Origin of the sequence: Streptomyces sp. A 4/2 (assembly GCF_940670765.1) — a bacterium.
Taxonomy (GTDB): domain Bacteria; phylum Actinomycetota; class Actinomycetes; order Streptomycetales; family Streptomycetaceae; genus Streptomyces.
In genome coordinates this window covers 51,609-77,481 of record NZ_CALNVW010000036.1, presented here as the reverse complement: position 1 = coordinate 77,481, position 25,873 = coordinate 51,609, and the positions used below count along the sequence as shown (strand labels likewise).

The window sequence follows — 25,873 nt, the reverse complement described above, 5'->3', positions numbered from 1 at the left end:
GTCGAGATCACCGCGACCAGCGTGCAGCGAGGCGATGTGATCCAGATCGGAGGTCAGCCGTGCCGTGTGGCCGACCTCCTCCAACTCTCGGGTGCGGCAAAACGGCTTCGTTTCGAGTCGGGAGAGCTACTGACCATGCACGCCCAGAGTCGATTCGTGGCCCTTCGGATCCTGAGGCGGAGGTGATTCATCCCGTGGCTTCACGCCGCCATGTCATCGCCGACGACCTCCGGACGCAGATCTCAACCGGCCGCATCAAGGCCGGCGAGCGTCTCCCTTCTGAGGCACAACTCGCCGCACGCTATGCGGTCAGCACCCCGACCCTGCGGAACGCCCTCGCCGTACTCCAGGGCGAAGGGCTCGTCGAGAAGGTTCACGGCAGAGGCTTCGTCCGCCATCCCATCCGAAGAATCACGTACGTCGGCGGCGGCCGCACGACCGACGCCCAGACCGCGGCCAATGCGGCTCTCCGCATGACGGTCCGCACGACGCATCTCCCGGCGCGAGGGGATCTGACCGCTCTTCTGAGGGTGTCAGCAAGCAGCCCACTGACCGAATTCCTCTGCATCAGCTACGCGGAGAAGGCACCGCACAGCCTGGCCAGGATCTACGTCCCCCGCGACTTGGCGCCGGCCGATGGTCCAGGCGAGTCGGCCCTACGCAAGGGGGTGTGGGCAAGGTTGTCGGAACTGCACCCGCCGCTGGCCGAGGTAAAGGAGCGGATCAGCGCACGCTTCCCAACACCGAGAGAAGCGGCAACTCTGCGCATCAGCTCAGCCTTGCCCGTACTGGCGGTCATCCGCGTGGCGACCGACACAACCGGACGCGTCGTCGAGGCAGCGCGCCTGCTGCTTCCCGGCGATCGCGCCGACGCGCTCTTCACGCACCACACGACAAGCGGAGACAGGAGGACAGAAGGATGACGCCCCACAACGAACTCCGGCTCCTCCCGTGGTTGAGCCCCGAGGGAAAGCCCTGCTACCTGAGCACCGACGACAACAGCGGTCATCTGTCTCGCGTGGCAGACAACATCGAAGCGGCACAACTCGGCACGGCAACCGACCTCCTGGAACGCGCAACCGAAACACTCGGAGACAAGGACGCCGAGCCGCAAGAACTGCGCCACCTGGCGACGGCCCTAGCTGAAGCCCTCCACGAGGTGCTTCGCGTGGCAACAAGCCGCGGCCACCGCTTATCGACACCGATTCCCTCCCGTCAAGGAGGCGAAGGCCCACATCTCCCGGCGGCAGCATTCGGCTAGCAGTAGCGCGCATCCAGTATTAGAGAAGCCCCAGACTCGTTCTGGGGCTTCTCTGCTGGGTCAATCCCTCCGCCCACCGACCGTCCGCATGAGCCCTTCACGAACGGTGCCACGAGCGATAGAGGGATCGGCGCTCCGCGTAGCAGCGAGTCACGGGCATCGCGTGCTAACGACAAATCTCTCCACCAGCAGAGGAGACTACGAGGACCCATCTCCCGGGGGCCTTTAGGTAGAGATCATCAAACTCGCTGAAACCGATGCCCCCCGAGAAAGTCCGGGCCTTGCTGGTGACGCTCACGCCGCCTCACGTCACTCCGACGGAGAGCCGTGCTTTACCGAAACCAGACGCGCAGCGCTAAGGGGCTCAAGGTTCTTTTGTCTACCCTTGACGAACTTAACGTCCGTTACGGCACCGAGAAATCCTTCAGGAGCGGTTACAACAACCCGCCTGACGGAGCGTTTCTTGAAGGCGAGCTCTGCACGCACCTGCGCCGTCAGCTCCTTCGATACCTCCCACGTGCCGGCGTAACACTGATCCAACTCGGCAGTGGATTCAGTATACTTCTCGCCATCTGCTCCATGATGGATGAGGCACTTCATAGTCAACCAGCTCCAGCCAGCGAGTGAAGCTAACCACAAGCTAAACAGGTATCTGGTTTCCTCGGATGCGAAGGAGTCCACACGTGCTGTAAATTCCTGCCATTCTTCTGAATCTAGGTCGCGCGCGAGGAGTTCTATTCCGTCCGAAGGTTGACCGTCCGCATGCTCTCTCTCCACAAATCCTTCAGGTGATGGTCTCCTCGTGGGGTCCAGGTCGCGTAGAGCTCGCAGAATCTCGGTATAGGTGTCGGTCCGCTTCTCCCACATCCTCGTCGATAGTTCGCGTGCACCCGTGTCTCTACTAGACTTATGGGTGAAGGCCACTGCGGCTGCTGCGACAGCGAGTGTCGCCGCCTGAGACACATACGGAAGCGCTTCAGACCAACTCACCATTCTATTTGCCCCCATCAGCTACCCGGATTCATACAGACGTTACCCGCTTCCGATCGCTCAAGAGGCGGCTTCTGCACCCTCGATCACCCCGGACTGCGTCCTTTCTGTGACAGTTCACCGATGCCAACGGGGTATTTGGAAAAGCAGCGCGGCGGGGGCGGGATGTCTGCGCCCAAGGCTGGCAGAGAGGGCCGAACACTGAGACCTCGCTCAATGCGGGTCTACGAATGACATCCGCACCATGCATCTTCCGGGGAGAGGGGAATAGAAATCGGCCCGACATCACATAAGAAGAGGCTGTCACACGATGCGACGGGCATGCTGGGCAATGTTCAAAACTGTCCCATTTGGCAGTACTCCACGACGCCGGATTGCCTCTTCGGTGACCCAGGCCACGTTTGGCGTATCCGTCATTGCGAGCCGCCTCAGCGCCGATTCTTGATCGGGGCTGGGTAGCAGCTCGTAGACATCTGCAATCAAAATTTCCCACGATTGAGCGTGCTCGCTGTACCTGATTCGGTCGACCTCTCGTTTGACGTAATCCTGGAAAGTGAAATGGAATGCGTCAGCAGGCAGTATCCCTGTACTGACGAGCTCCTCGTGGAATTCACGCCATGGAGAATCTTCACGCCCGGAACGCGAATCAAACCACGCGTAAAATTTAGGAATCCGCGATCCTTTTATGCGTATTCTTAGGTCATTGCTGCTTTGGCTATCGAAAGGTATCAATGAATCATCTTGTGCATCGATGCTTGAAAGGAATGACCTACCGGAGGTTGAAATTTTATACACTCCGCCCACAGGTTGGAGTTGCGGAAAACGACGCCCTTGAATCAGTAGATACTTGTCGTCGATTTTAACCCTGAAGAGGTAAGCCGCAGATATCCGCACGTCCCGCGATGCAAAACGAACGGAATACCATAGGTGGCGCACGTTAGTGCGATTTGCAATCAAAGCGTCAGCCACAGGAATAACGAGAGTTATAACGGCACCACTGGCCAGATCACCCACAGTCGAATCGTGGGCCGTGAACGAGAGGGCCAAAGAAGTTAGGAAAAGGGTGAAGTAGAGAGAAAATCTCGCCATTGCCGAATCCTCTTTGATCGTGGATTCCTAAAATTTAGGAATAGGGACTTCGTCGGGTGCCGTGAGCAAGTATTTAGCGGTCCACTTAAGCATCGTGGATGAGTTCTCAAGATTTCTGAGTAGACCAGGAGGTATGTAATCAGCCTCATACATGGCCACCAGGAGAGCTCGCCGTACGTCAATATGAGACTCTCCTTCGTACTCCATTTTAAGAAGCTGCCCATCATTTGGAGTCCCGAGTCTCCCTATGTACCTTGCTGCGAATTCCCGAGGATAGCTACTCCTGTTGCGATCACGAACTGCCGTCCAGGCTCTGCTCCGTATTACCTCTGAGCCGATCCCGCACCGAATCGCCGTCTCAAATACATTGCGCTCCAGAAAGGGGTAATCAACGATCGGCACCCGATCGAGTACCTCCTCCAGCATGACCTGCAGATCTTTACGCTTGTGGGGAAGTTTCTCCAGGTACCTGAGGATGCGGGCAGATAGGTGATGCCAAGTCTTAATGCTTTCGACAGCCCACGAAAATGCGGAATCATCCTTCCTGATACCCAGCGTGGGCAGTGAGAATTTGATATCCCTTTCATTCGCGGGCGTTTCATTAATGGCAGAAATGAATAGGTCTCGCAGGTCCTTTACCGCCCAGGGCTTACCTAGTCCAAGGAAGTAGATAATCAAGTCCTTTCGCATGTCATCTAGATACTCCTCGGCGTCATTGCGCGCAAGTATCCCAGTCTTTGGCGCCGACATGTTCAGTCGTCTTGCCCTGAATGCTCGATTGACTTGCTGCAGAATCGAACGCAGCTTTTCCTCATCTGAATCAAACAGGTACATGTCATCTGAGTAGCGGATGAACTTTATATCAAACTGCTGAATGAAATTGTCTATCGGAAGGAGGTAGGCATTGGCCAATATCCCCGAAGCGGCAGATCCTTGCGGGAGGCCCCATGTGTGACACTGCCGCTCGAATCCTTCGAGAAAACTCTGGAGCTGCATTATGACTGCATTATCGACGCCAACTGCCGCCAGGTCCATCGCAAGAACGTCGATTTCAATATGCTCATAGAAAGAAGCAATATCAGTCTTTGCCATCAACATACTCTTGTCATCATTTAGGAATCCGCGCGCCCTTTTGCGCATCGCCTTCCAGTCTGCGACAGAATGTACTGATAGGCGTCGGGATCGATGATTAAATACCGATTCCGACAAAAGTGGATCTATGGACTCTGCGGCTTCAAACGCCAATGCCTCATATATGAGGCGGTCTTGAACAGAGAGCCTTGCGAGCGGGCGCGTATTTATGTAGTTCTTGGGATGCTCAACAAGCTCAATATGGTTTGGGGTGTAGTGGACGTTGGCAAGATGATCCAGCACTTCGGATCGATATTCTTTCCAGAACGGCTTCAAGTCACGGAAATTAATCACATCGGGAAGATCAAGTCTTCCTTCAACGGCCCATAGACGATCGGCAGCGCGATCCAAGAAACTGCTGCGTAGCTGGCTCCCCCTCATAACCTCACAGACTACGCGCAGCATGAAGGTCGGTGGAGCGGGTTTGGCCGGTGTCCTGCCCGGTTTGGGGTCGAGCATGATCAGGGGGCCGTACGCTGGCCGGCAACTCGGGCAGGCTGTGATCCTGCCCGGAGTTTGAACGAGTGGCCCCCTGGTCTTGCTCGACGCGGGACCCGAACCGGGGAGGTGGCTAAAGCCGTGGAGCCGACCGCCCCAGCCACAGCGGGTATCCCCACCTACGGCCCGCAGCACGTAGCGCGCCGCCGGGCGCGGCCAGCCGGGGCGGAGACAGAGGCAGGCCGCGCCGCTGAGGCGGCGCGCGCCCGCGCCGTGCGCGGGACTTGATGAAGTAGAGAAACTCTTACCGCGCTGCTTGGGTCAGAGCGCGATCGGCTTGTAGGCCAACGCTCGATCGACGACCTTGGCGGCGCTTAGGTCGGGCTCGAAGTCCCAGTAGATGTAGTCGCCGAGGTGAGGGCATGCGAGTCCGCGGCACAGGGCGTCCAGGATCTCGTCGCCTTCGGCTTCGCTGGCAGTGTCGCAGTCCAGGAGGCGCTGAACGAGGAGTAGCGCTTCGTCACGGCTCATCCTCTCGTGAGGGCCTGGAACCGTCACTGTGTCTGGTTCAGTCGACTGCCGTCATGGCTCCGCACGTGCGGGCCGGCCCCGTCCAGGGCATCGAGTAGGCGGATTGCGTAGACCTCGGACATGCGCTCGGTGATCTGTTCCGGGGTGAGCCAGTCGACCGCGGTTGATTCGGTTGATGTGCGCTCGGTGCCCCCGGAGGGCTTGCACCGGAAGACCATGGCGACGATGCCCCTGGTCGTGTTCTTGTAGACGCCCGTGAGCTCGTCGACCTCGACGTGAATGCCGGTCTCTTCCAAGACCTCGCGACTCACGCCCTGCTCCGGGGACTCCTCCAATTCCAGCACGCCGCCCGGCAGCTCCCATGTCCCGTTGTCCGCGCGGCGGATCGCCAGGAGTCGGCCGTCCTCGCGCACGACAGCCCCCGCCACGGACACACTGTGCTTCGGCGTTGACGGAGCTTCCTGGGCGCTGTTACTCATGTACAGGAGCATAGGAGAGTGAGTAGGTCGATGGGAACAGCAGTAGGAGGTGACAGGGCCGTACCTCGGTACGTTCAGATCGCCGAGGAGATCGTTCAGCAGATCCGGGCTGGTGTCCTCAAGCCCGGCGACATGGTGCCGAGTGAGTCAGAGCTGGTGGACCGCTACGGCGTCTCCGGTGGGACGATCCGTAAGGCCATGGTGGAGGTCCGTGCGAGCGGCCTGGTGGAGACCCGGCACGGCAAGGGGTCCTTGGTAAAGGCCCGGCCCCCGGTGCGTCATCGGTCTTCCGATCGGTTCCGGCGCTCGCATCGCAAGGGTGGCAAAGCCGCCTACCTCGCGGAGTCGGAGCAGGCCGGCGCGACCGCCAAGGTGAGCGTGCTGTTCATCGGCCCCGCCGATGCACCCGCCGACATCGCGGAACGTCTCGGTGTGGACATAGGAGCCAAGGTGCTGGCACGCCGCCGCCTCTACTTCCGCAACGGCACTCCGGTCGAGACGGCAACGTCCTACCTGCCGTGGGACGTTGTGAAGGACATCCCGGAGCTGTTCTCCGAGAACCCCGGCCCCGGTGGGATCTACGCCCGGCTTGAAGACGACGGCCATGTCTTCGCGGAGTTCATCGAGACCCTCCAGGCGCGGCCGGCCTCGAAGGCGGAGTCCTCCGAACTCGCGCTGAGCCCCGGCGCCCCGGTCATTCACCTCATCCGCGATGCCGTGACCGAAGAGGGTCGTGTGGTCGAGGTCTGCGACACCCTCATGGCCGCTGACCAGTTCGTCTTCAGCTACCGGATCCCCGCCACCGACTGACGTCCGCTCAACTCACCTCAGCCCGCTGCGATTTCCTCTTCGTAGCGGGTTGACTCATGTACAAGAGTGATGCACTCTTCTTCATGTCACTCATATACATGAGTGATGGAGTTCAGCACCTACAGAGGAGTGATCTGCTGTGCGTCAGATTCCCGTCGACACCACGAACGCGACCGTGATGGTTGCCAAGGCCCCTCAGCCGAAGGTCAAGGACCGCCGTACCGGTGAGATCGCGCTGGACAAGGACGGCGTGACGCTGATGACGGTGGAGGTCATGTTCTCCACGCCGGAGGAGGTGGAGATCCTCAAGCTCACGGTTCCCCAGCCGGGCGTCTCCGAGGATCTGGCCATGGGCACCCCGGTTGCGCTGACGGGGCTGGTCGCCTCGGCGTGGGAGAACGAGTTCAACGGACAGAAGAAGCACGGGATCGCGTTCCGCGCGGTCGCTGTCACCTCGCTCGCCGCCGCTGCGTCGCAGTCGAAGGCGGCCTGAGCATGACCGGCTTCACGGTCGCCCTGGTGCTGGTTGTCGCTACCGCAGTGATCCTGCGGTGGCGGCGCCCCGCCTGGTACTGGCTGGCCTTCGGCGCTGTCTTAGCCGCTCTGCGGGTCTTGGCCCGCTACGTCTCCGTGATGGACGCGTGCGGACTGACCGTCCCGCCCTCCCGCTGGCGTCTGGCCCTCGCCCGGATCGCGAACCGCCCCATGCCGGAATCCCGCGCCCCGCGCATCCTGCGCGTCCACCCCACACGCACCGGCCTGGTGCTACGCCTCAAGCTCCGCCCCGGACAGGACGCGTTCGACGTCTCCGCCGCCTCGGACCGGCTGCGCCACTCCTTCGGCATGTACGGCGTGACCTCACGCGAACTGCGCTCCGGCCTCGTCGAAGTACGGATGACCGGATACGACGTGCTCAAGCGGGTGCAGATGCCCGCCAAGACCGACCCTGCACCGATGCGGGTACCGGTCGCCCTGCGCGAGGACGGGGCAGTCCACTACCGCGACTACCGCGCCGTTCCGCACGGGCTCACCCTCGGCGCCACCGAGTCAGGGAAGTCTGTCTACCAGCGCAACCTGGTGGCCGGCCTCGCACCCATGGACGTCGCACTGGTCGGAATCGACTGCAAGCAGGGGGTCGAACTCTTCCCGCTAGCACGCAGGTTCAGCGCCCTTGCCGACAACCCTGACACCGCCCTGGAGCTCCTCGAAGCTCTCGTCACGCACATGAAGAACGTCTACCAACTGATCCGGGCTGAACAGCGGATCACGGTGAACGTGCCAGATGCGGAAATAGCCGCTGACATCTGGGACCTGCCCGAACACCTGCGTCCGGTGCCGGTCGTGGTCTTGGTGGACGAGGTCGCCGAACTCGCCCTGTTCGCGTCCAAGGACGAGGAGAAGCGTCGCGACCGGATCATCACCGCACTGGTCCGCCTCGCCCAGCTCGGCCGTGCTGCCGGGATCTACCTGGAGATCTGCGGGCAGCGCTTCGGATCCGAACTCGGCAAGGGCATCACGATGCTCCGCGCCCAGCTCACCGGCCGCACCGCCCACCGCGTCAATGACGAGTCCTCCGCCAACATGGCCTTCGGCGACATCGCTCCGGACGCCGTCCTGGCCGCAATCCAGATTCCCACCGAGACACCCGGCATCGCCGTCACCGGCGACTCCTCCGGCGGCTGGGCCCGCATCCGCGCCCCGCACACCTCGCTGCGCCAGGCCGTGAACATCTGCAACCGGTACGCCGACCGCACCCCGGCCCTCCCCGTCCTCGCGGCCTTCCGCCCCATGGTCGGTTCCCTGGCCCCGGCCTCCGAGCCGCTCGCCAAGGCCACCCCCGCCACGGCCTGAGTCCTCCCGCACCCCCGGTCGGCGCGACCGCATCGCGCCAGGTCCCTACCCGCTCCATGCCTGAAGAAAGGGAGACCGACTCCCATGTGTGAGCACATCGAGGACTTCCACCGCACCGTCCTGATGCTCGGCGCTCTGGCCCTTTACGCCGAAATGCCGGGCGCCGACGACACGTTCATCGACTCCATTGGTCCGTCCCTGGCCGTGTCACTTCCTGAGCCGCCGGGGATGTTCCCGCCCGGCTACGACCCCATCGGCGGGACCGACCACCCCGGGGGCGTCTGATGGCCCGCCCCGCGTTCCGCGTGGACGCCGTCCTGGTCCAGGCCGTCATCGCCGGTGCCCTGTCCTTCGCCCACCTCCACGACCTCGCCAACGCCGCTGGGCAGGACGGCTGGAAGGCCTGGGCCTACCCGATCTCGGTGGACCTGCTCCTGGTCGCTGCCTGGCGGCGCCTGCGCAGCGAGGGTCCATCTCGGCTGGCCTGGTGCTGGTTCCTGATCGCGCTGTTCGCCTCGCTGGGTGCCAACGTCGCGACCGCCGGATTCCTCGACCTCACCCACCCGCCGGCCTGGCTGCGATTCGGCATCGCGGGATGGCCCGCCCTCGCCTTCCTCGGCGGCACCCTCCTCGCCCACTCGCACTCCGCCGAGGAGCCGGAGCCCGTTCCGCCGGCACCCGCAGTCCCGCATCCCGCGACAGAAGTCGAGCGGGAACCCGCCCCCGATCCGGCACCCGAGCCCGAGCCGATCACCGCAGCTGCCGAGAACACCCCGGCCCTCGCCCCCGCCGGCCCGTCGGTCCCGGCTGCGCTGGTCGACCACGCCCGCAAGCTCGCCGCCGACCACCACGCCCGCACCGGCGCCCCGATCGACACCGACACCCTGCGCGCCCGGCTGGGCGTCCCGCCACAGCTCGCCGAGACCATCGCCGCCCAACTCGCCTGACCAGACGGGAGAACCACCGCCATGCCCGCTCGTGACCACTTCCACTCCGTGATGCGGATCGGCCCCGTGCAGATCGGCACCCACCGCGACCACCGCGGCCAGACCAAGCACGCCGCCGTCTGCACCGCTGACCGCTGCGGCTGGTCCGCCGACTACTCCAGCCAGACCGCCGCCCAGCTCGCTGCCCGCACCCACCGCTGCACCGCCCGATAGGAGAACGGCCCCGTGGATGTCCCGCTCTGGTTCGCCCTGATCATCGTCGGCTGGCTCGGCATCAAGCTCATCCGCCCGCCCATGTGGCTCGTCGCCGTCCTCCTGCTCGGCGGCTACCTCCTCGCCGACAGCCTCCTTGCTCCCGTCATCGACACCGCCGTCAAGTAGCCACCCGCGAAGGGAGATCCATCGTGCTCAAGCCCAAGGTTCCGACCATGCCCCAGCCCGCCGGCCTCATCACCCGACCGACCGGCGTCGAGCCGACCGCCGTGGTCCAGCACATCCAGCCGAGCCCTGCCCCACTGGCTGTCCCGACCGCTGCGGCCAGGCCCACCGTCCAGCTCACGCCCGGCGCCGTCGTCGCACTCGTGGGAGGTGGGACGGCCGTCGTCCTGGTCGTCGGCGCGGTCCTGGTCTCGATGCTCCTCGCGGTCGCCGTCACCGGCGCATCCGTCGCCATCTGCGCCCTGGTCATCCGCTCGCTCATCACTTCCGCAGACCAGCGCCGCTGACCGTCCCCCGGACCGCACAAGCCGCCAAGCATCGCCGTCGCCCGGACAGCCCGGCCCCTTCCAACCGCAGTCGAAAGGACCGCCATCATGGCCCAGCACAGCCCTGCCCCGCCGCGTCTCTGCCCGGACTGCAACGGCTTCCCCGTCGTCGCCATCGGCACCGGGACGCTCCTCGACAACGGCACCCGCGGCACCCTCCTGGTCGCCTGCCACCTCTGCCGCGGCACCGGCTCGACCCGCACCGCGACTCCCGCCCCGATCGTCCAGCGGGAGCACGCGTGACGGACTCGATCCTCGCGAGCCTGGACCCGGCCACCCTCGGCGATCTGCTGCGGGTGGCCGGGTCCACCGGCTTCGACCGCTGGCAGGACCAGATCCGCCGCACCGGCGGCTGCTCCAACCCCATCCACCTCTCCGGCTGGACCCTCACCAAGGACAGGACCACCGGCCAGACCCTGCACCGCTACTCCACCAGCGCCGAGCCCGGAGGACGACTCCGCGTCGCCTGCGGCAACCGCCGCGCCTCACGCTGCGCGGCCTGCGCCTGGACCTACTCCGCCGACACCTACCACCTGATCCGCGCCGGACTCGCGGGCGACCAGGACAAGGACGTCCCCGCCACCGTCCGCGACCATCCCCGCGTCTTCGCCACGCTCACCGCCCCGTCCTTCGGCCCGGTCCACAACCGCCCCGACTCCAGCCGCTGCCGCTGCGGCACCACCCACAGGCCGGATGACCATGTCCTCGGCACCCCGCTCAACCCCGACACGTACGACTACACGGGCGCGGTCCTCTTCAACAACCACGCCGGGGACCTCTGGCAACGCTTCGCCAACCGCCTCCGCCGCGAGATAGCCGCCCGCGCCGGCCTCACTCAACGCGAACTCAAAGAAGCGGTACGGGTCTCGTACGGCAAGGTCGCCGAGTTCCAAAAGCGCGGTGCCGTCCACTTCCACGCCGTCATTCGCCTCGACGGCCCGGACGGACCCGACAGCCCGCCACCCTCCTGGGCTTCCGTGCAGCTGCTCAGCGACTCCATCCGCGCCGCCGCCGCGCACGGCTACACGACCATCACCGTCCCAGCCGCCGCCGGCCAACCCGCCCGCCCACTGCGCTGGGGCACCCAGCTCGACATCCGCCCCATCCGCGCCTTCGACGTCGGGACCGACATCACCGAACAGGCTGTCGCCTCCTACGTCGCCAAGTACGCGACCAAGGCCGCCGAGACAACCGGCACCGTCGACCGTCGCATCGGCAACCGCGAAGCCCTGGCCCTCCTCGATGTACCCGACCACCCGCGCCGACTCATCGAAGCCTGCTTCGATCTCGATCCGCTCTACCCGGACCGGCGGCTGAGGGCCTGGGCACACATGCTCGGCTTCCGCGGCCACTTCTCCTCCAAGTCGCGCCGCTACTCGACCACCCTCGGCGCACTCCGTCAGGTCCGCGCCGACTACCGCGCCGCCCAGCAGCGCGAAGAACTCGGCCTCCTCGACCCGGCCCAGGACCCGACCGTCCTCGTCCTCACCGACTGGCAGTACGCCGGACAAGGCCACAGCCCCGGCGAATCAATCCTCGCCGCCTCGATCGCCAGAGCCCTGCAACACAACCGAGAAACCGCCCGCGAAGCCCTCGCCCTGGAAGGAGACATGGCCGCATGACTGACCGACTGCTCACGGTAGAGGAGGCCGCTCAACTCCTCGGTACAACCGCGCGCTTCCCTCGGCGCCTGATCGCCGAACGGCGGATCGTGTTCGTGAAGGTGGGGAGGCACGTCCGCATCCCTGAGAACGCCTTGGCCGACTTCATAACGGCCCACACCGTCCAGCCGATCGTCACGAGTCTGCGGCGCTTCGGGGCGGTGGCCTGATGGCGAACCAGAGGGGCAAACGACGCCGGTTCGGCTCGGTCCGAAAGCTGCCGTCCGGCCGCTTTCAAGCCCGGTATCCTGGCCCGGATGGTCTGCTGCGTTCGGCTCCGGAGACCTTCCCCACTCAGACCGACGCTGATCGGTGGCTCGTCCGCAAGGAAGCGGAGATCCTCGATGGCCGGTGGAAGAACCCGGACGACAAGGTCCTCTTCGGGGTCTACGCCGACGCCTGGTTCAAGGAGCGCGACTACGCGGCGACCACCCGCGAACGCAACGGCAGCGCGCTGCGTCTCCACGTCCTGCCTACCTTCGCGAACGTGGTCCTGAGCGAGATCACCACACCGCAGATCCGCCGCTGGCGTGCCGGCCTCCTGGAGTCCGGTGTTGGTGAACCGACGGTGGCCAAGGCGTACCAGATCCTCCGCGCCATCATGAACACCGCGGTCGACGACGAGTTGATCCAGCGCAACCCCTGCCGCATCAAGGGCGCCGGGGCGGCGAAGACAGCCGAACGGCCATTCCTCGATGTCACGGAGGTCTTCCAGCTCGCCGACGCCGTGCCGGCGCGCTTCCGGGTGTTCATCCTCCTGGCGGCCTTCACCGGCCTCCGCTTCGGGGAGCTCGCCGCGCTCCAGCGCCATGACATCGACCTCGAACGGCGAACCGTCGCCGTACGGCGCGCCCTGGCGGAGACCCGCTCGGACGGCATCCTGGTCAAGGCGCCCAAGAGCGCGGCCGGTGTGCGAACCGTCGCCTTCCCCGACTCGCTGACGGAGAGCCTGGCAGCTCACCTCGATGCCTACGCCGAGCCGGGTCGCACCGGGCTGGTCTTCACGGGAGCACGAGGCGGGCAGCTTCGACGGAACAACTTCCGTCGCCTGTGGTTGCGGGCCCTCAGGACGACCGGCCTGGGCGACGTTCACTTCCACGATCTGCGCCACACGGGGAACACTCTCGCCGCGACCGGCGGTGCGACCACGCGTGAGCTGATGCAGCGGATGGGCCACTCGTCGGTGCGTGCCGCGCTGATCTACCAGCACCTGGTGAACGGCCGTGACCACGCGATCGCCGCTCACGTCGACGAGCAGATCAGAAAGGTCCGGCCCGCAGAGCCCGACGACGCATCTGGCACGTGACTGGCACGACGCCACTCCCCCGCCGGATTCACGGAGGAACGAACAGGCCCAGGCTCCCGGTTCAATACCGGTGACCTGGGCCTTTGTCGTGCTACTTACTGGTGGGCGCGGGCAGTTTCGAACTGCCGACATCTGCTTTGTAAGAGCAGCGCTCTACCCCTGAGCTACGCACCCGTGGATGAAGCAACAGGGTACATGGCCCGGGGCCCCTGTTCACAAACCCGTTGGATCCCGGCGTGAGACCTCGTACGGACGCTCCCGCCGACGCGAGGAGCCGCCGGAGTCCGCGGACCGGAAGCCGGCCGGGCCCCTCGGACGGAAGCGGACGGAAGCGGACCGGAACCCGTCCGACCGGGGGCTAACCCCACCCTCGATCCGGTGGGCGGCCGGATCGTCCTCCGGTGGTCCAGGTTCGTACCGTAGGGGAACTCTGCCGCACCGACCTGGGGGATTGATCACCGTGGCACTCCGAACCCGTACGCTCTTCGCCGCCGGCGGAGCTGTTCTCGTCTCTGTCGCGCTCACCGGGTGCGGTGCGGATGCGTCGAGTGCGCCGGTCGAGCACAAGTCGTTTCCCCTCAGCGGGAAGACGCTGACCATCGAATCCGACAACTCGACCATCGAGCTGGTGCCCGCCGATGTGAAGAAGGTCGAGGTCAGCCGGCGCGTGGACGGGTGGGTTCTCGTCGGGAGCGGGCCGAACGCCTCCTGGTCGATGAAGAACGACCGGCTCACCCTGAAGCTGAAATGCAGTGGGCTGGTCAACAACTGTGAGGCGCGCCATCAGATCAAGGTGCCGCGCGGCGTCGCGGTGACCGTGCAGGACGACAACGGGAGCGTGACCGCCTCCGGGTTCGACACGGCGCTGAAGCTCCGTTCCGACAACGGCAAGGTCACCGTCAAGGATTCCAGCGGGGCGCTGGATCTGCACAGCGACAACGGGCAGATCAACGGCGATGCCCTCTCGTCCAGGAGCATCTCGGCGGACTCCAGCAACGGGCAGGTCCGCCTCTCGCTCGCCGCGGTGCCCGACCGGGTGGACAGCGGCAGCGACAACGGGTCGATCAGGATCACGCTGCCGAAGAAGCCGGGGGTCTCCTACAAGGTCGACGCCAGGAGCCACAACGGACGGGTCAGGGTCAGCGTGCCCAAGAACGACGCCAGCGGCCACACCGTGCGTGCACACAGCAGCAACGGGGAAGTCACGGTGCGAAGCGCGAACTGACCGGCCTGTGTGTTCGTCCCTACCTGGTGGGAGAATGGCCGGGGCAGGGCGGACCAGCACGGGAGCGGGATGTGACGGCAAGACGTGGACAGCCGTATGCGCGAGCGAGTGCCGTCCGGGATGTCCTGACGCTCATGGTCCTTCCGGTGCCGCTGCTGGCCTCACTGGCCGGGGCGTTCGCCGGTGGGGGTACGCGGCGCTGGTTCGGCGGGCGCGGTGAGAGCCAGCGGGCGGAGGCGCAGGCCGCGAAGGACGCCGCGGCTGCGGCCTTCTACGACCTGGACACCGCGCAGCGCGATCTGCGGATCTCGATCGAGACGATCTCCGCGGTGGACAATTCACCCGCGGCGCGCAAGGCCCTGGCTGATTTCGCCTCGCTGGGGCAGCGCATCGACGAGGTCAGCACCTCGTACATCACCGCGGTCGACGCCCACGACCTGGACCGCGACGGCCTGGAGGCGTCCGCGGCTTCCCAGGCGCGTACGGAGCTGACCCGGGCCAAGGACGATCTCCTCCGGGTGAAGGGAGAGCTCGACCGGTTCGCGCAGGGGCTGGAACCGCTGCTCGGCAAGGCCGAGACCGAACTCGCCCGGCTGGCGCCCGCCGTGGAGCGGGCCCGCCAGGCACTGCTGTCCGCGAGCAACGCGCTGGACGCGGTACGCGGCGCCGGACTCAAGGCCGACGACCTGGCCGCCCGGCTCGCGGCGCTCGGGCCGGAGCTGACCAGGCTCAACCAGGGCGCCGGCCAGCACGGCGTGACGGCGACACTGCAACGCGCCGACCAGGTGCTGCGCGACGCGGAAGCGGTACGGGCGGAGGCCGCCCAACTGCCCGAGCGGGCCGCCGAGATCGACCGGCGGCTGGTCTCGCTGCGCACCCGCGCGCAGGCGCTCACCACCCGGGCGGGCACGGTCGCCCCGGTCCTCAGCGAGTTGCGGCGGCGTTTCACCGCGCCGTGCTGGCAGGACCTCCAGCAGGTGCCCGAGCAGGCCGCGGCGTCCGTGCGGCAGGCCGAGGAGAAGCTGAAGGACGCGGCCAAGGCCCGCGCCGAGCAGCGCTGGCCCGACGCGACGTCCCTGCTCGGTACGGTACGGGCGCTGCTGAACAGCACCGACGAGGCCGTGTCCGCGGCCGGTGCGCGGCTGGAACGGCTGAATGCCGTGGCCAGGGATCCCCAGCAGGAGATCGAGCGGACCCGGTTCGCGATCCGGGACGCCCAGCGGCTGGCGATGGCCGGCCGCAGCACCCCCGAGCCGCGGCACGCCCGTCCGCTGGACCTCGCGGTGGAGCGGCTGGACAAGGCGGTCGCCGGACTGGAGGGGCGGCACCCCGACTACTGGCACTTCCTCACCGAGACCGAGGACGTACGGAAGACCGCCACCCGGGTGGTCGAGCAGATCCGCGAGGAGCGCGGCTCCGGGCACTGACGGCCTCCCCCGAGGTAGGCAGCGGGCCGTACCGAGCGGGCCGCTCGCTCCCGGGGAACGAGCACACCCGAGCCGTCGCCCGCGAAGATGCACGTGCCGTGAGCCGGTGGAAGACTGATGTGGACCGTGTACCGGCAGAGAACAAAGGGCTGCTCAGAGATGGGTACGCCACTCCGGGACAGCCCCGCATCAGTCTTCGGGACAGCCCCGCTTCAGTCTTTGGAGGCTCCTCATGCCCGACGTCACCGGCCCCTACGCAACTGGTACCCCGTGCTGGGTCGATCTCCTGGTCGCCGACCAGCAGGCCGCTCTCGACTTCTACCGCGACCTCTTCGGCTGGCAGGGAGAAGTCGGACTACCCGACACCGGGGGTTACGCGCTCTGCACCCTGAACGGCAAGCCGGTGGCCGGGATCATGGCCGCGCTCAACCCGGACGGCAGCCGGCCCGACCCGACGCCGCCGACCGTGTGGACCACCTACCTGGCCACCGCCGACGTGGACGCCACCGAGAAGGCGGTCACCGGCAACGGCGGCCAGGTCGTGATGCCCGGCATGGACGTGCTCACGCTCGGCCGGATGGCCGTGGTGACCGACCCCACGGGCGCCGCCTTCGGCCTCTGGCAGGCTCGCGACTTCCCCGGTGCGGGGATCGTCAACGAGCCCGGGGCGGTCATCTGGAACGAGGTCGACACCAGTGACCCCGCCGCCGCCTCGGCCTTCTACTCCAAGGCGCTGGGTATCACCGTCGCGCCCATGGAGGGCGGGGAGGGCTACTTCTCGCTGTCGGTGGAGGGCCGCGCGGTCGGCGGCCTGCAGGGCCTGTCCAACATCGACGACCTGCCGCCGGGAACGCCCTCGCACTGGCTGACGTACTTCGCTGTCGACGACACCGACAGCACGGTCGACGCACTGGTCCGGGCCGGGGGCAATGTCCTCAAGCCGCCGTTCGACATGATGGCGGGCCGGATGGCCGTCGTCCAGGACCCGCAGGGCGGCACCTTCGCGGTCATCAGGACGGCCGGACCCGAAGCCACCTGATCCCCCACCCGGGCACGTCACTCCGCCCCGCAGGACCCGGCTCTGTCCGGTCCTGCGGGGCGGAGTGGTACGGGGTGGGACGGGGGTGGTGCGCCGAGGGGCGGTCCCCCTCTAACCTTGGCGCCATGCCCCGTTACGAGTACCGCTGCCGCACGTGCGGCGACACCTTCGAGATCAGCCGCCCGATGGCGGAGTCCTCGGCGCCCGCCGCCTGCCCCGACGGCCACGAGGACACGGTGAAGCTGCTGTCCGCGGTGGCTGTCGGCGGATCGTCGACGGCCGCCGCACCGTCCGGAGGCGGCGGAGGCGGTTGCTGCGGCGGAGGGTGCTGCGGGTAGGAACAACCGGTGCCGGCAGGACGGCGATACCGGGAGGAACGGCGGGCCCGACGGCGCCCGTCACCCCCGGTGCGCGTCGGCCGCACGGCCGAATTCCCGCAGGATCTCCTCGCCCGCGGCGACCCCACGCCCGGCGGTCACGGTGACATGCGGTGCACTCCAGCCGGAGTCCCCCAGCTCACCGTGCGCCGGACGCCAGCCCCGGTCGCCGGCCAGCAGCAGATCCGCGTCCAGGAGCGAATCGCCTGCGGTCAGGGTGAGTTCGGCGCCGGTACGGCGGGCCACCTCACGCATGGCCGCGCTCTTGGTGAGCGGCTCGGGAACGACGTAGAGCTTGCGGCCCTGGAGGGAGACCGTCCAGCCGCGCGCCCCGGCCCAGTCGGCGAGCTCACCGGCCCAGCCCTCGGGCAGCAGGCTCCGCTCGACGACCAGATAGGCGAAGAGGTCCTCGGCGACGCGCTCCTTGAGCAGCCAGGCGGGGTCGGCGGCGGAGACGAGGTGGGCGCGCACCTCGGCCAGCGGGGCGCACTCCTCGGCGAGGCGTCCGGCCACCGCGGACTCCCAGTCGGGGTCGGACACCCCGTCGACGAGCAGTCGGCCGCCGTTCGCGCAGATCGCGAACTCCGGTGTGGCGCAGGGCAGTTGGATGCGGTGGTACTGCTCCCTGGTGCGGGTGGTCGTCGGTACGAAGACGGTGTCGGCGGCGAGTGCGCGCAGCAGCCCGGCGGCGGTCTCCGTCATGTACGAGAGCGGCCTGCTCTCGTACACCTCCACGCACAACAGCCGGGGCGCCTGAGCGTCGGGCCCGGTCAGGTCCAGGGCGGGCGCCGAGTAGATGAGGGTGCGGTCGAGGTCGCTGGCGACGAGGACGGGTGCCGACCGGCTCATCGGGCCACCGCCGCGGTGCCGTCGGCGCCGGTCGCGCCACGGGTGAAGCGCGGGTGGATCAGACCGACGCAGGTGTACGGCAGGCCGTCGACCTCCTCGACCGGGACGCCGCGCTGTTCGGCGAGCAGCCGTACGTGGTCGAGGTCGGCGCCCGCACCACTTCTGGCGAGGATCTTCCAGGGGACACGGCGCAGCAGGACGCGGGTGGTCTCGCCGACCCCTGGCTTGACGAGGTTGACGTCGCGGATGCCGTACTCCTCACTGATCCGCTCGACGGCGGCCCAGCCCTCCCAGGTCGGCGCACGGTCCGCCGTCAGCAGCTCCTTCACCTGGGTGTCCACCGCTCCGGACACCTCGTCGAAGCGGGCGGCGACGGTGTCGACGAAGTGGGCGGAGACATCGGATCCGGCCAGTTCCCGGTAGAACTTCCCGCCGTGGAAATCCTCGGGCCCGACCAGGTCGGCCCGGAGCACGGTGCGCGAAATGAGCCCGGACACCGTGGAGTTGAGGCAGGCGGAGGGGATCAGGAAGTCCTCGCGGGTGCCGTACGTACGGACACAGCCGCCCGGATCGGCGAGGACCGCGATCTCCGGGCGGAAACCGGGGAACTCCTTGAGGGCTTCGGCCAGTTCGCGGGTGATCGCGCCCTTGCCGGTCCAGCCGTCCACGAAGACGATGTCGGCCGGGTCGTGGTGGGCGGCCAGCCAGCGCAGGGCGTTGGCGTCGATGCCCCGGCCGCGCACGATGGACACCGCGTAGTGCGGCAGGTCCAGGCCGTGGCGGTGGAGCGCCCAGCGGCGCATCAGTACGCCGACGGGTGTACCGGCGCGGGCGAGCGAGACCAGCACCGGGCGCGCGAGCGGGGGCTCCGCCCCCTCCCCGCTCCGGGGGTGCTCGGCGAGCAGTGTCTCGGTGACCGTGCCGACGGCCTGCGCGATCCGCGCCGCCGAGGTCTCCAGCGCGGCCCGGAACAGCTGCTGGTACTGCTCGCTCGGCTGGTACTCGACGGGCAGCGACTCGGCGTAATGGGCGCCACCGGTCTGCACCGCCTCCTCGCGCTCCTCGACGGGCGCCTCCAGCGCGACGCCGGAGAGGTCCTGGAGCAGCCAGCCGACGTCTTCCGGGGCGTACGAGGAGAAGGCGGGGCCGCGCAACGGCTCGGGCATGGGGGCTGCTTTCTGTTGTTGCTGCGGTCCGGGAGGCTGCTTCTGCGGTCCGGGAGGCTGCTCCCCCTGCCGGGGGCACCGCCCCTGCGGTACCGGATGCTGTTCCGCCGGAGCGGGCGCGGGGACGTACGAGGGCACCACGGCCAGCAGGACCCGGGGCGTGTGGGCGCCGAGCTGGGCCAGGAGCCCGCCGGGGGCGTGCAGTTCGGGGGTGTCGGCCACGGAGTCGACCACGGCGACGACGGCGTCGAAGCCGCCTCCGGCCACGTTGTACGCGTAGCGCTCGCCGGGGCCGTCGCCGGGCCGGTCGTGGTCGGGGAAGACCAGCCTGGTCCGGATCGCGTATCCGGGGTCGTCCAGCGCGAGGACGGGCGAGCGGGTGGTGGTCGAGGTACGCACGTCGTACCCGGCCTGCTCCAGGGCGAGGCCCAGCCTGAGCGGCGTGTACATCAGCTCCTCGAAGCCGAGGACGAGAACGCGCGGGCGGTCCCCCGTACCCCTCGGTGCTCCTGTGTCCCCGGTGTCCCCGGTGTCCCCCGTGATCCCCGTGATCCCCGTGATCCCCGTGATCCCCGTGATCCCCGTGATCCGCAGCTCGGCCGCGACACGGGCCGCCATGCCGGGCAGCGCGGCGTCGAGAGCGGCGCGGTGTCCGGGGGTGAAGCCGTGCCGTCCACCGTCCGGCACACCCGTGGGCCAGCCGAGGTCCACCCGTACCGGCTCGGCAGGGCCGGCCTCGCGCGTCTCCCGCGCCTCAGGTATCTCGTCCGCCTCACGCGTCTCACACGTATCGCGCGCCTCACGCCCCCCACGCACCTCACACGTCTCGCGCGTCTCGTGCTCCTCCACGATCCGCTGCCCGAGTTCCAGTACGCCCTCCGGCAGCTCCACGACGCCACGGGCCGTCGTCACGAGGTCGACCCGCGCGCCGATCTCCCGCGCGAAGTCGGCCAGCCGTCCCCGGTCGGCGGCCGAGCGCATGTCGACCAGCGCAACCACGACGTACCGCTCGCGCGGATAGCGTTCGTGCAGGTCACGGACGGTGTTGAGCACGGTGTTGCCGGTGGAGAACTCGTCGTCGACGAGGACGAGCGGGCCGTCGCCCGCCAGCAGGTCCGGGTTCTCGGGCAGCAGCAGATGCGAGGTGGCGTGCGAGTGCGACTCCTCGAAGCCGCCCGCCGGCGCGACACCGGCGACCGCGCGCCGGGTGGAGTGCAGGTAGGGCGCGAGGGCCACCCCGTCGGCGACCGAGTGGCCGAGGCCCGTCGCGGTCTCCGCGTATCCGAGGACGACCGCCCGGCCCGCCGCCTCGTCGCCCAGCAGTTCCCGCACCCGCAGACCGAGCCGGTAGCCGTGGCCGTAGACCGTCGAAGGGCGCTGCGGCACGTGCTTGCCCAGCACGTTCGAGACCAGCAGATGGGCCCGCTTCGGATTGCGTCGCAGCGCGAGGCCCAGCAGACCCCGCAGGTCGTCGTCCCCGACGAGCCGTACGCCGAGCCGGTTCTCGACCCATGTTCCCGACCAGACCACGTTGCACGTCTCTCTCGTGTGTCGCATCGGCCGCATCAGCCGGAGAGTCCGGCGGTCAGCAGCTCGACGAAGCCGATGTCTTCCCTTGCCACCCCGAAGGCCTCGGCCCGCAGCAGGGTCCGCTCGGCCCAGGCCCGGTGCGGCTTCACCTCGTTCATCTTGTTCGTGTACGCGGAACGCAGCACCCCGCCGCCGTCCCGGTCCGGCCGCAGGATGTCCTGGGCGTCACTGAACTCCTCATGGCTGACCACCGACAGCGCGTGCACCGGCGCCACGTGCGAGGGGTGGATGCAGGTCTTGCCGAGCAGCCCGTTCGCGCGGTCGAGTTCGATCTCGCGCAGCAGTCCGTCCAGGTCGTGCTCGATCAGGGTGGTACGGAGCTGGTCGGCCCGGCCCTCCATGAAGGGGCTGCGGCGCAGCTGCGGCTTGAACATCCGCTCCTGGACCCGGAAGTACTCCCACACGGGTCCGGTGATCGTGAAGCCGGTGCCGTCCGAGCGGCCCAGCACGTTCACCACGTCGGCGATGACCCCGGCGACGATCTGGACGTCGTACGCCGTCATGTCGGGCGTCCTGCGCAGGCCGTACACCGAGCAGAAATCGGTGACGCCCAGCCGGAGCGCGAGGATCCGGTCGCGGTACTTGTCGACGGTGCGGGCAATCCCGGCGAGGCTGTCGGCCCTGCTCTCCAGGTGCAACAGCTCGGGCGATTCGAGTACCGGCATGGCGAACAGCGGCCGGCCGCCGTCGGGCTCCGCCCCGGTGAGCGCCTCCAGGAAGGCGCTGCCGCGCTCCTCGGTGAATTTCGGGAGTACGAATCCGGACAGCAGCCGGGCCGTCGGGCCGAGCCGGTGGACCAGGTCGGGTATCTGTTCCGGCTCGCGGATCCGGATGAAGAGCAGCGGTGTCTCTCCGCCGCCCGCGTCCAGGTCGGCGAACTGCCGCACCAGATTGGCCTCGCCCCCGGCGACCTCCGCGTCGTCGATCGAGTCCTCCAGGCAGAGGACCATCGAGACGACCCCGCAGGCCGCCTGCTTCCGTATGTCGTCGGCGAGTGCGGGCCGGGTGGCCGGGCTGTAGAGCGTGGCCCCGAGGGCGGCGGCGAGCGTGGGCGCCGGGGACGCCGCGGTGAAGTCGGCCGGTTCCCGGTGGAAGAGCCGGTCCCGGACAACGGGCGGAATATGCCCGAAATGACGCATAGGTTCCCCCCGTACTGCTGTGTCGTCCTGATGAGGTGTGGCCGGTAATAGTACGTAGGGGCGTACGTCGCTAGTTCCCACGGAGATGAAATTCACCTGACCCGCCCGTTTCGAGGGGATGTACCGAACTCTCCGCAATGTGCCCCCACGTTGTCCGCGGCCCGGCGGGGAAGGCAGGATGACGGGCATGACGCACGCGATGCTGAAGGGCTCGAACGTCCCGCTGAACGCCATGGCGGTACGGGCCGTGCTCCGCTGGACTCCGGGCCCCGACGTCCCCGACATCGATGCATCGGCCCTGCTCCTCGGTACCGGGGGCCGGGTGCGCTCGGACGAGGACTTCGTCTTCTACAACCAGCCGCGCCACCCGTCCGGCCTGGTACGGCGGCTGCCGAAGAAACGCGTCACCGAGGGTCTCACCGACACCGTCGAGGCGGACCTGGCTGCGCTGGACCCGTCGGTCGACCAGGTGGTGCTGGCCGCTTCCACCGACGACGCGCCCTTCCGGACCGTGCGGGATCTGCGGATCCTGCTGTACGACGCCGCCGCACCGGCCGGCGAGGGCACACCGGCCCTGGCGGTCTTCGACGTCCAGCCGGAGACGGGCGAGGAGACGGCGATGATCTGCGGCGAGCTGTACCGCCGCGGCGACGGCTGGAAGTTCCGTGCGGTGGGGCAGGGCTACCCGACCGGCCTGGTCGGGCTGGCTACGGCGTTCGGCATCTCGGTGGACGAGGCCGATCCGGCCTCGGGGCCGGGGCCGCAGCCGGAACACACGGCCGCCCCGGTGACCGCAGCGACCGCTGCCTTTCCGCCACCGCCGCAGGCACCGCCGGCCGGGTACGGCTACCCGCATCCCGCCCCCGTCCGGCCCGCCGCGCAGCCCGCTTACGGCTACCCGCAGCCCGCTGCGGCAGCCGCGCCCGCCCCAGATCCGTACTTCAGGCTGCCGCCGATGGGGCCGCAGTTCCTCACCCGGTAGGGAGTTCACCCCCGCCGGGTGAGCCCGCCGGGTGAGCCCGGCCGGATCAGATCTTGGTCTTGTACCCGCGGCCCCACTGGAGCCCCCAGCCGTACAGCCGGTCCAGCTCGGCCTGGAAGCCGTAGACGAACTTCACCTCGCGGCGCACCACCATGTCGCCCTTGACCTTCTCGACGGAGAGGACCGCGCAGGAGCGGGCCTGCGGGTGGCGCTCCTCCAGCTGGATCTCGATGCGCGGGCCGTTGCTGGGGTAGAGCGTCACGACGGCGTGCGTACGGTCGAAGGCGGGCGTCTGGTCGTAGATGTACACGAAGACCAGCAGCCGCTTGATCTCGTCGCGGTGGTCGAGGTTGACGAACAGCGTCTCACCGGACGGCGACCCGAACCGGTCGTCGCCGCTCAGCTGGACGTACGGCGATTCGTTGAGGCTGCCCAGGAAGCCGCCCAGCGGCTGCACCACGCCCTTGGAACCGTCCTCCAGCTCGTAGAGACACCCGAGGTCGAGGTCGACGTTGACGACGCCCTGCGTGTGCGCCTGGACGACTTCGGGCTGGAACAGCTTGGACGGATGGCGCAGCAGGCCACCGCCCGGCCGTGACTTGCCGCCGAAGTCCGACGTACGCATCCGCCACGACAGGTTGACGCGCAGGTTTCCGGTGGTCGCGCCCTGCTTGGTGAGGGAGACCACCGGGTGCCGTTTGGTCAGCTCGATGGCGTTGGACGCCGCGCTGCCCGAATCGAAGTGCGGCGACCGCTCCCGTCGCAGACTGTCCCAGAAGGCCATGTCCCACCCCCAGCTGTCTCGTTGGCTCTTGTCCGGCTCTTCCCACACGTACGGGGCGGTCAGGAGGCTCGCGCGTCCTGACCGCCCCGTACAGAGCGTTCCGCAATCCCGTGCGGGTCACACCCCGGAGACGGCTTCCGTCTTCTCGCTCGGATCCGCTCCGCCCTCGGCCTCGATCCGCTTGTTGCGGCGGACCGACGACCAGAAGGACCAGGCGATCAGGACGACACCGACGAGGCCGGTGATGACCTCGTTGATCTCGTACTGGATGGTGATGAGCAGGATCACCGAGAGCGCGCCGATCGCGTAGTGCGCGCCGTGCTCCAGGTAGACGTAGTCGTCCAGCGTGCCCTGGCGGACCAGGTAGACCGTGAGCGACCTGACGTACATGGCGCCGATGCCGAGGCCGAGCGCCATCAGGACGATGTCGTTGGTGATGGCGAAGGCGCCGATGACCCCGTCGAAGGAGAAGGACGCGTCCAGGACCTCCAGGTAGAGGAACATGAAGAACGCGGCCTTGCCCGCCAGCACCACCGCTGCGACGTTCGAGCCGGACTTCTTGGCCGCCTCCTCGGCCTCCTGCTCGCGCTCCTCCTCCTCTTCGAGGCGGTTCTCGAAGAACCCGGAGAGTCCGCCCACCACGAGGTACGTGATCAGGCCGGCGATCCCGGCGATGAGAACCGTCTGCGCCTTGTCGGCGTGTGCGCCCCCGTGCTGGTGGGCGTGGGCCGCGAAGGTGAAGGAGGAGATCAGCAGCACGACGAGCGCGATGCAGACCGAGAGCATGTCGACCTTGCCGAGCTTGGCGAGCGGGCGCTCGATCCAGCGCAGCCACTGGATGTCCCGGTCCTCGAAGATGAAATCGAGGAAGATCATCATCAGGAACATCCCACCGAAGGCGGCGATCGACGGATGCGCGTCGGTCACCAGCTGCTGGTAGTGCTCCTTCTCGTTGAACGCCAGTTTCACCGCTTCGACCGGATTGATCTTGGCGCTGATGGCGACGATCACGACGGGGAAGATCAGCCGCATCCCGAAGACGGCGATGATCACGCCGATCGTGAGGAAGATCTTCTGCCAGAAGGCATTCATCTTCTTCAGGATTCCGGCATTGATCACGGCGTTGTCGAAGGACAGCGAGATCTCGAGGATGGAGAGGATCGCCACGATGCCCAGGGCGGTCCATCCGTCGTAGATCACCGCCACGACCAGACCGACCACGGTGATCACGAATGACCACCCGAAGGTTTTCAGAAGCACTACCTACCCCATCACGTGTGTTCGATCTCCCCCGCGCCGTGCGCGGATGTACGTTTCCTCGCCCCGAGGACCCGGCACCGGGCTCCAGGCACGAAACCCCGGACGGCTCCGGGACTTGAACCGCACCGGAAGAATGCTTTAGGAAACATTGACCCCGAAGTCTAGAGCGATGCCTCGCAGCCCCGACGCGTACCCCTGCCCCACGGCCCGGAACTTCCATTCGCCGCCGTACCGGTAGAGCTCGCCGAAGATCATCGCGGTCTCGGTCGAGGCGTCCTCGCTCAGGTCGTAACGGGCCAGTTCCTGCCCGTCCGCCTGGTTCACCACCCGGATGAAGGCATTCGCGACCTGCCCGAACGTCTGGCCGCGGTTGTCCGCGTCATGGATCGACACCGGGAACACGATCTTGTCGCAGTGCGCCGGCACCTTGGCGAGGTCCACGATGATCGACTCGTCGTCGCCCTCGCCCTCACCGGTGAGGTTGTCACCGGTGTGCTCCACCGAGCCGTCGGGACTGGTCAGCTGGTTGTAGAAGATGAACCATTCGTCGCCGAGCACCCGGCCCGACTGGCACAGCAGCGCGCTGGCGTCGAGGTCGAAGTCGGCTCCGGTGGTGGAACGTGCGTCCCAGCCGAGTCCGACCAGCACTTGTGTGAGGTTGGGTGCGGCCTTCGAGAGGGAGACATTGCCCCCCTTGGCGAGCGTGACGCCCATGATCGTTGTCCTCCCCGAGGTGTGAACGGTGGTCAGCGCGTCCGGCGCCGCACGGGTGTGCGG

General features: G+C 67.4%; 30 protein-coding genes and 1 tRNA gene. 19 read left to right on the top strand and 12 right to left on the bottom strand.

Annotated features, from left to right (window positions below; genetic code table 11):
- Positions 1–194 precede the first annotated feature (194 nt).
- Both NBY69_RS26770 and NBY69_RS26765 read left to right on the top strand, forming a co-directional pair.
- Positions 195–923 carry a GntR family transcriptional regulator gene (locus NBY69_RS26770; protein WP_250304195.1) on the top strand — a complete coding sequence of 243 codons (729 nt, stop codon included), beginning with the start codon at positions 195–197 and terminating at the stop codon, positions 921–923.
- Complete coding sequence (locus tag NBY69_RS26765) at positions 920–1,261, top strand: hypothetical protein (protein ID WP_250304193.1); 342 nt, start codon at positions 920–922, stop codon at positions 1,259–1,261. Before NBY69_RS26770 ends, NBY69_RS26765 begins: the two co-directional genes overlap by 4 nt.
- Before the next feature lie 309 nt (positions 1,262–1,570).
- Here the strand turns inward: NBY69_RS26765 and NBY69_RS26760 are convergent, their stop codons facing one another.
- The 5 genes from NBY69_RS26760 to NBY69_RS26740 all read right to left on the bottom strand — a co-directional run bounded on the left by NBY69_RS26760 (position 1,571) and on the right by NBY69_RS26740 (position 5,931).
- A complete protein-coding gene (locus NBY69_RS26760) occupies positions 1,571–2,185 on the bottom strand; it encodes a hypothetical protein (RefSeq protein ID WP_250304192.1) in 615 nt (204 codons plus the stop codon).
- 369 nt (positions 2,186–2,554) lie between these two features.
- Positions 2,555–3,265, bottom strand: a complete 711-nt coding sequence (locus tag NBY69_RS26755) for a hypothetical protein (protein WP_250304190.1) — start codon at positions 3,263–3,265, stop codon at positions 2,555–2,557.
- A gap of 102 nt (positions 3,266–3,367) precedes the next feature.
- On the bottom strand, positions 3,368–4,930 hold the full coding sequence (locus NBY69_RS26750) for an RNA-directed DNA polymerase (RefSeq protein ID WP_250304188.1): 1,563 nt from the start codon (positions 4,928–4,930) through the stop codon (positions 3,368–3,370).
- A gap of 300 nt (positions 4,931–5,230) precedes the next feature.
- Positions 5,231–5,440, bottom strand: a complete 210-nt coding sequence (locus tag NBY69_RS26745; RefSeq protein ID WP_250304186.1) for an e9imm peptide — start codon at positions 5,438–5,440, stop codon at positions 5,231–5,233.
- 23 nt (positions 5,441–5,463) lie between these two features.
- Positions 5,464–5,931 carry an NUDIX hydrolase gene (locus tag NBY69_RS26740; protein ID WP_250304184.1) on the bottom strand — a complete coding sequence of 156 codons (468 nt, stop codon included), beginning with the start codon at positions 5,929–5,931 and terminating at the stop codon, positions 5,464–5,466.
- An 18-nt stretch (positions 5,932–5,949) separates the two neighbouring features.
- On the opposite strand from NBY69_RS26740, the gene NBY69_RS26735 reads away from it, so the two are divergent.
- The 12 genes from NBY69_RS26735 to NBY69_RS26680 all read left to right on the top strand — a co-directional run bounded on the left by NBY69_RS26735 (position 5,950) and on the right by NBY69_RS26680 (position 13,258).
- On the top strand, positions 5,950–6,729 hold the full coding sequence (locus NBY69_RS26735) for a GntR family transcriptional regulator (protein ID WP_250304183.1): 780 nt from the start codon (positions 5,950–5,952) through the stop codon (positions 6,727–6,729).
- A 139-nt stretch (positions 6,730–6,868) separates the two neighbouring features.
- The gene (locus NBY69_RS26730; RefSeq protein WP_250304182.1) at positions 6,869–7,222 is read left to right on the top strand and encodes a hypothetical protein; all 354 of its coding nucleotides are present in this window, start codon (positions 6,869–6,871) and stop codon (positions 7,220–7,222) included.
- A 2-nt stretch (positions 7,223–7,224) separates the two neighbouring features.
- Positions 7,225–8,580 (top strand): FtsK/SpoIIIE domain-containing protein, encoded by a 1,356-nt coding sequence (locus NBY69_RS26725; protein WP_250304180.1) that lies wholly within the window; start codon positions 7,225–7,227, stop codon positions 8,578–8,580.
- A gap of 84 nt (positions 8,581–8,664) precedes the next feature.
- A complete protein-coding gene (locus tag NBY69_RS26720) occupies positions 8,665–8,865 on the top strand; it encodes a hypothetical protein (protein ID WP_250304178.1) in 201 nt (66 codons plus the stop codon).
- On the top strand, positions 8,865–9,527 hold the full coding sequence (locus NBY69_RS26715) for a DUF2637 domain-containing protein (RefSeq protein WP_250304177.1): 663 nt from the start codon (positions 8,865–8,867) through the stop codon (positions 9,525–9,527). Before NBY69_RS26720 ends, NBY69_RS26715 begins: the two co-directional genes overlap by 1 nt.
- A gap of 21 nt (positions 9,528–9,548) precedes the next feature.
- Positions 9,549–9,740, top strand: a complete 192-nt coding sequence (locus NBY69_RS26710; RefSeq protein ID WP_250304175.1) for a mobile element transfer protein — start codon at positions 9,549–9,551, stop codon at positions 9,738–9,740.
- A 12-nt stretch (positions 9,741–9,752) separates the two neighbouring features.
- Positions 9,753–9,908 (top strand): hypothetical protein, encoded by a 156-nt coding sequence (locus NBY69_RS26705; protein ID WP_250304173.1) that lies wholly within the window; start codon positions 9,753–9,755, stop codon positions 9,906–9,908.
- Positions 9,909–9,931: 23 nt separating this feature from the next.
- Positions 9,932–10,252, top strand: a complete 321-nt coding sequence (locus NBY69_RS26700; protein ID WP_250304172.1) for a SpdD-like protein — start codon at positions 9,932–9,934, stop codon at positions 10,250–10,252.
- Positions 10,253–10,339: 87 nt separating this feature from the next.
- Complete coding sequence (locus NBY69_RS26695; RefSeq protein ID WP_250304170.1) at positions 10,340–10,534, top strand: hypothetical protein; 195 nt, start codon at positions 10,340–10,342, stop codon at positions 10,532–10,534.
- Positions 10,531–11,913: a replication initiator protein RepSA gene (repSA, locus tag NBY69_RS26690; protein WP_250304168.1), complete on the top strand. Its 1,383-nt coding sequence runs from the start codon at positions 10,531–10,533 to the stop codon at positions 11,911–11,913. Before NBY69_RS26695 ends, repSA begins: the two co-directional genes overlap by 4 nt.
- Entirely contained in the window at positions 11,910–12,122 is a 213-nt protein-coding gene (locus NBY69_RS26685) for an excisionase family DNA-binding protein (RefSeq protein WP_250304167.1), read from the top strand. The genes repSA and NBY69_RS26685 overlap by 4 nt, the downstream gene beginning before the upstream one ends.
- Positions 12,122–13,258, top strand: a complete 1,137-nt coding sequence (locus NBY69_RS26680) for a site-specific integrase (protein ID WP_250304165.1) — start codon at positions 12,122–12,124, stop codon at positions 13,256–13,258. Before NBY69_RS26685 ends, NBY69_RS26680 begins: the two co-directional genes overlap by 1 nt.
- A gap of 99 nt (positions 13,259–13,357) precedes the next feature.
- On the opposite strand, the gene NBY69_RS26675 is transcribed toward NBY69_RS26680, so the two are convergent.
- A tRNA-Val gene (locus tag NBY69_RS26675) sits at positions 13,358–13,432 on the bottom strand.
- Between the two features lie 286 nt (positions 13,433–13,718).
- On the opposite strand from NBY69_RS26675, the gene NBY69_RS26670 reads away from it, so the two are divergent.
- From NBY69_RS26670 to NBY69_RS26655, 4 genes are all read left to right on the top strand, one after another.
- Positions 13,719–14,483 carry a DUF4097 family beta strand repeat-containing protein gene (locus tag NBY69_RS26670; protein WP_308409504.1) on the top strand — a complete coding sequence of 255 codons (765 nt, stop codon included), beginning with the start codon at positions 13,719–13,721 and terminating at the stop codon, positions 14,481–14,483.
- Between the two features lie 134 nt (positions 14,484–14,617).
- Positions 14,618–15,910: a hypothetical protein gene (locus NBY69_RS26665; RefSeq protein ID WP_250304164.1), complete on the top strand. Its 1,293-nt coding sequence runs from the start codon at positions 14,618–14,620 to the stop codon at positions 15,908–15,910.
- Positions 15,911–16,142: 232 nt separating this feature from the next.
- A complete protein-coding gene (locus NBY69_RS26660; protein ID WP_250304161.1) occupies positions 16,143–16,949 on the top strand; it encodes a VOC family protein in 807 nt (268 codons plus the stop codon).
- A gap of 125 nt (positions 16,950–17,074) precedes the next feature.
- Positions 17,075–17,287, top strand: coding sequence for a zinc ribbon domain-containing protein (locus tag NBY69_RS26655; RefSeq protein WP_250304158.1), 213 nt, complete (start codon positions 17,075–17,077; stop codon positions 17,285–17,287).
- A gap of 60 nt (positions 17,288–17,347) precedes the next feature.
- Here NBY69_RS26655 and NBY69_RS26650 read toward each other — a convergent pair whose 3' ends face one another.
- The 3 genes from NBY69_RS26650 to NBY69_RS26640 are packed head-to-tail and all read right to left on the bottom strand — an operon-like array spanning position 17,348 to position 22,070.
- Positions 17,348–18,175 carry an HAD family hydrolase gene (locus tag NBY69_RS26650; protein WP_250304157.1) on the bottom strand — a complete coding sequence of 276 codons (828 nt, stop codon included), beginning with the start codon at positions 18,173–18,175 and terminating at the stop codon, positions 17,348–17,350.
- Positions 18,172–20,898 (bottom strand): phosphoribosyltransferase, encoded by a 2,727-nt coding sequence (locus NBY69_RS26645; RefSeq protein ID WP_250304155.1) that lies wholly within the window; start codon positions 20,896–20,898, stop codon positions 18,172–18,174. The genes NBY69_RS26650 and NBY69_RS26645 overlap by 4 nt, the downstream gene beginning before the upstream one ends.
- An 8-nt stretch (positions 20,899–20,906) precedes the next feature.
- Complete coding sequence (locus NBY69_RS26640) at positions 20,907–22,070, bottom strand: HpcH/HpaI aldolase/citrate lyase family protein (protein WP_250304153.1); 1,164 nt, start codon at positions 22,068–22,070, stop codon at positions 20,907–20,909.
- A 187-nt stretch (positions 22,071–22,257) separates the two neighbouring features.
- Between NBY69_RS26640 and NBY69_RS26635 the strand changes: the two genes are divergently transcribed.
- Positions 22,258–23,052, top strand: coding sequence for a TerD family protein (locus NBY69_RS26635; protein WP_250304151.1), 795 nt, complete (start codon positions 22,258–22,260; stop codon positions 23,050–23,052).
- Between the two features lie 46 nt (positions 23,053–23,098).
- Here the strand turns inward: NBY69_RS26635 and NBY69_RS26630 are convergent, their stop codons facing one another.
- The 3 genes from NBY69_RS26630 to NBY69_RS26620 all read right to left on the bottom strand — a co-directional run bounded on the left by NBY69_RS26630 (position 23,099) and on the right by NBY69_RS26620 (position 25,810).
- Positions 23,099–23,836: a Tellurium resistance gene (locus NBY69_RS26630; RefSeq protein ID WP_250304149.1), complete on the bottom strand. Its 738-nt coding sequence runs from the start codon at positions 23,834–23,836 to the stop codon at positions 23,099–23,101.
- A 117-nt stretch (positions 23,837–23,953) separates the two neighbouring features.
- Positions 23,954–25,096, bottom strand: coding sequence for a DUF475 domain-containing protein (locus NBY69_RS26625; protein WP_250304147.1), 1,143 nt, complete (start codon positions 25,094–25,096; stop codon positions 23,954–23,956).
- 138 nt (positions 25,097–25,234) lie between these two features.
- Entirely contained in the window at positions 25,235–25,810 is a 576-nt protein-coding gene (locus tag NBY69_RS26620; protein WP_250304145.1) for a TerD family protein, read from the bottom strand.
- Between the last annotated feature and the right edge of the window lie 63 nt (positions 25,811–25,873).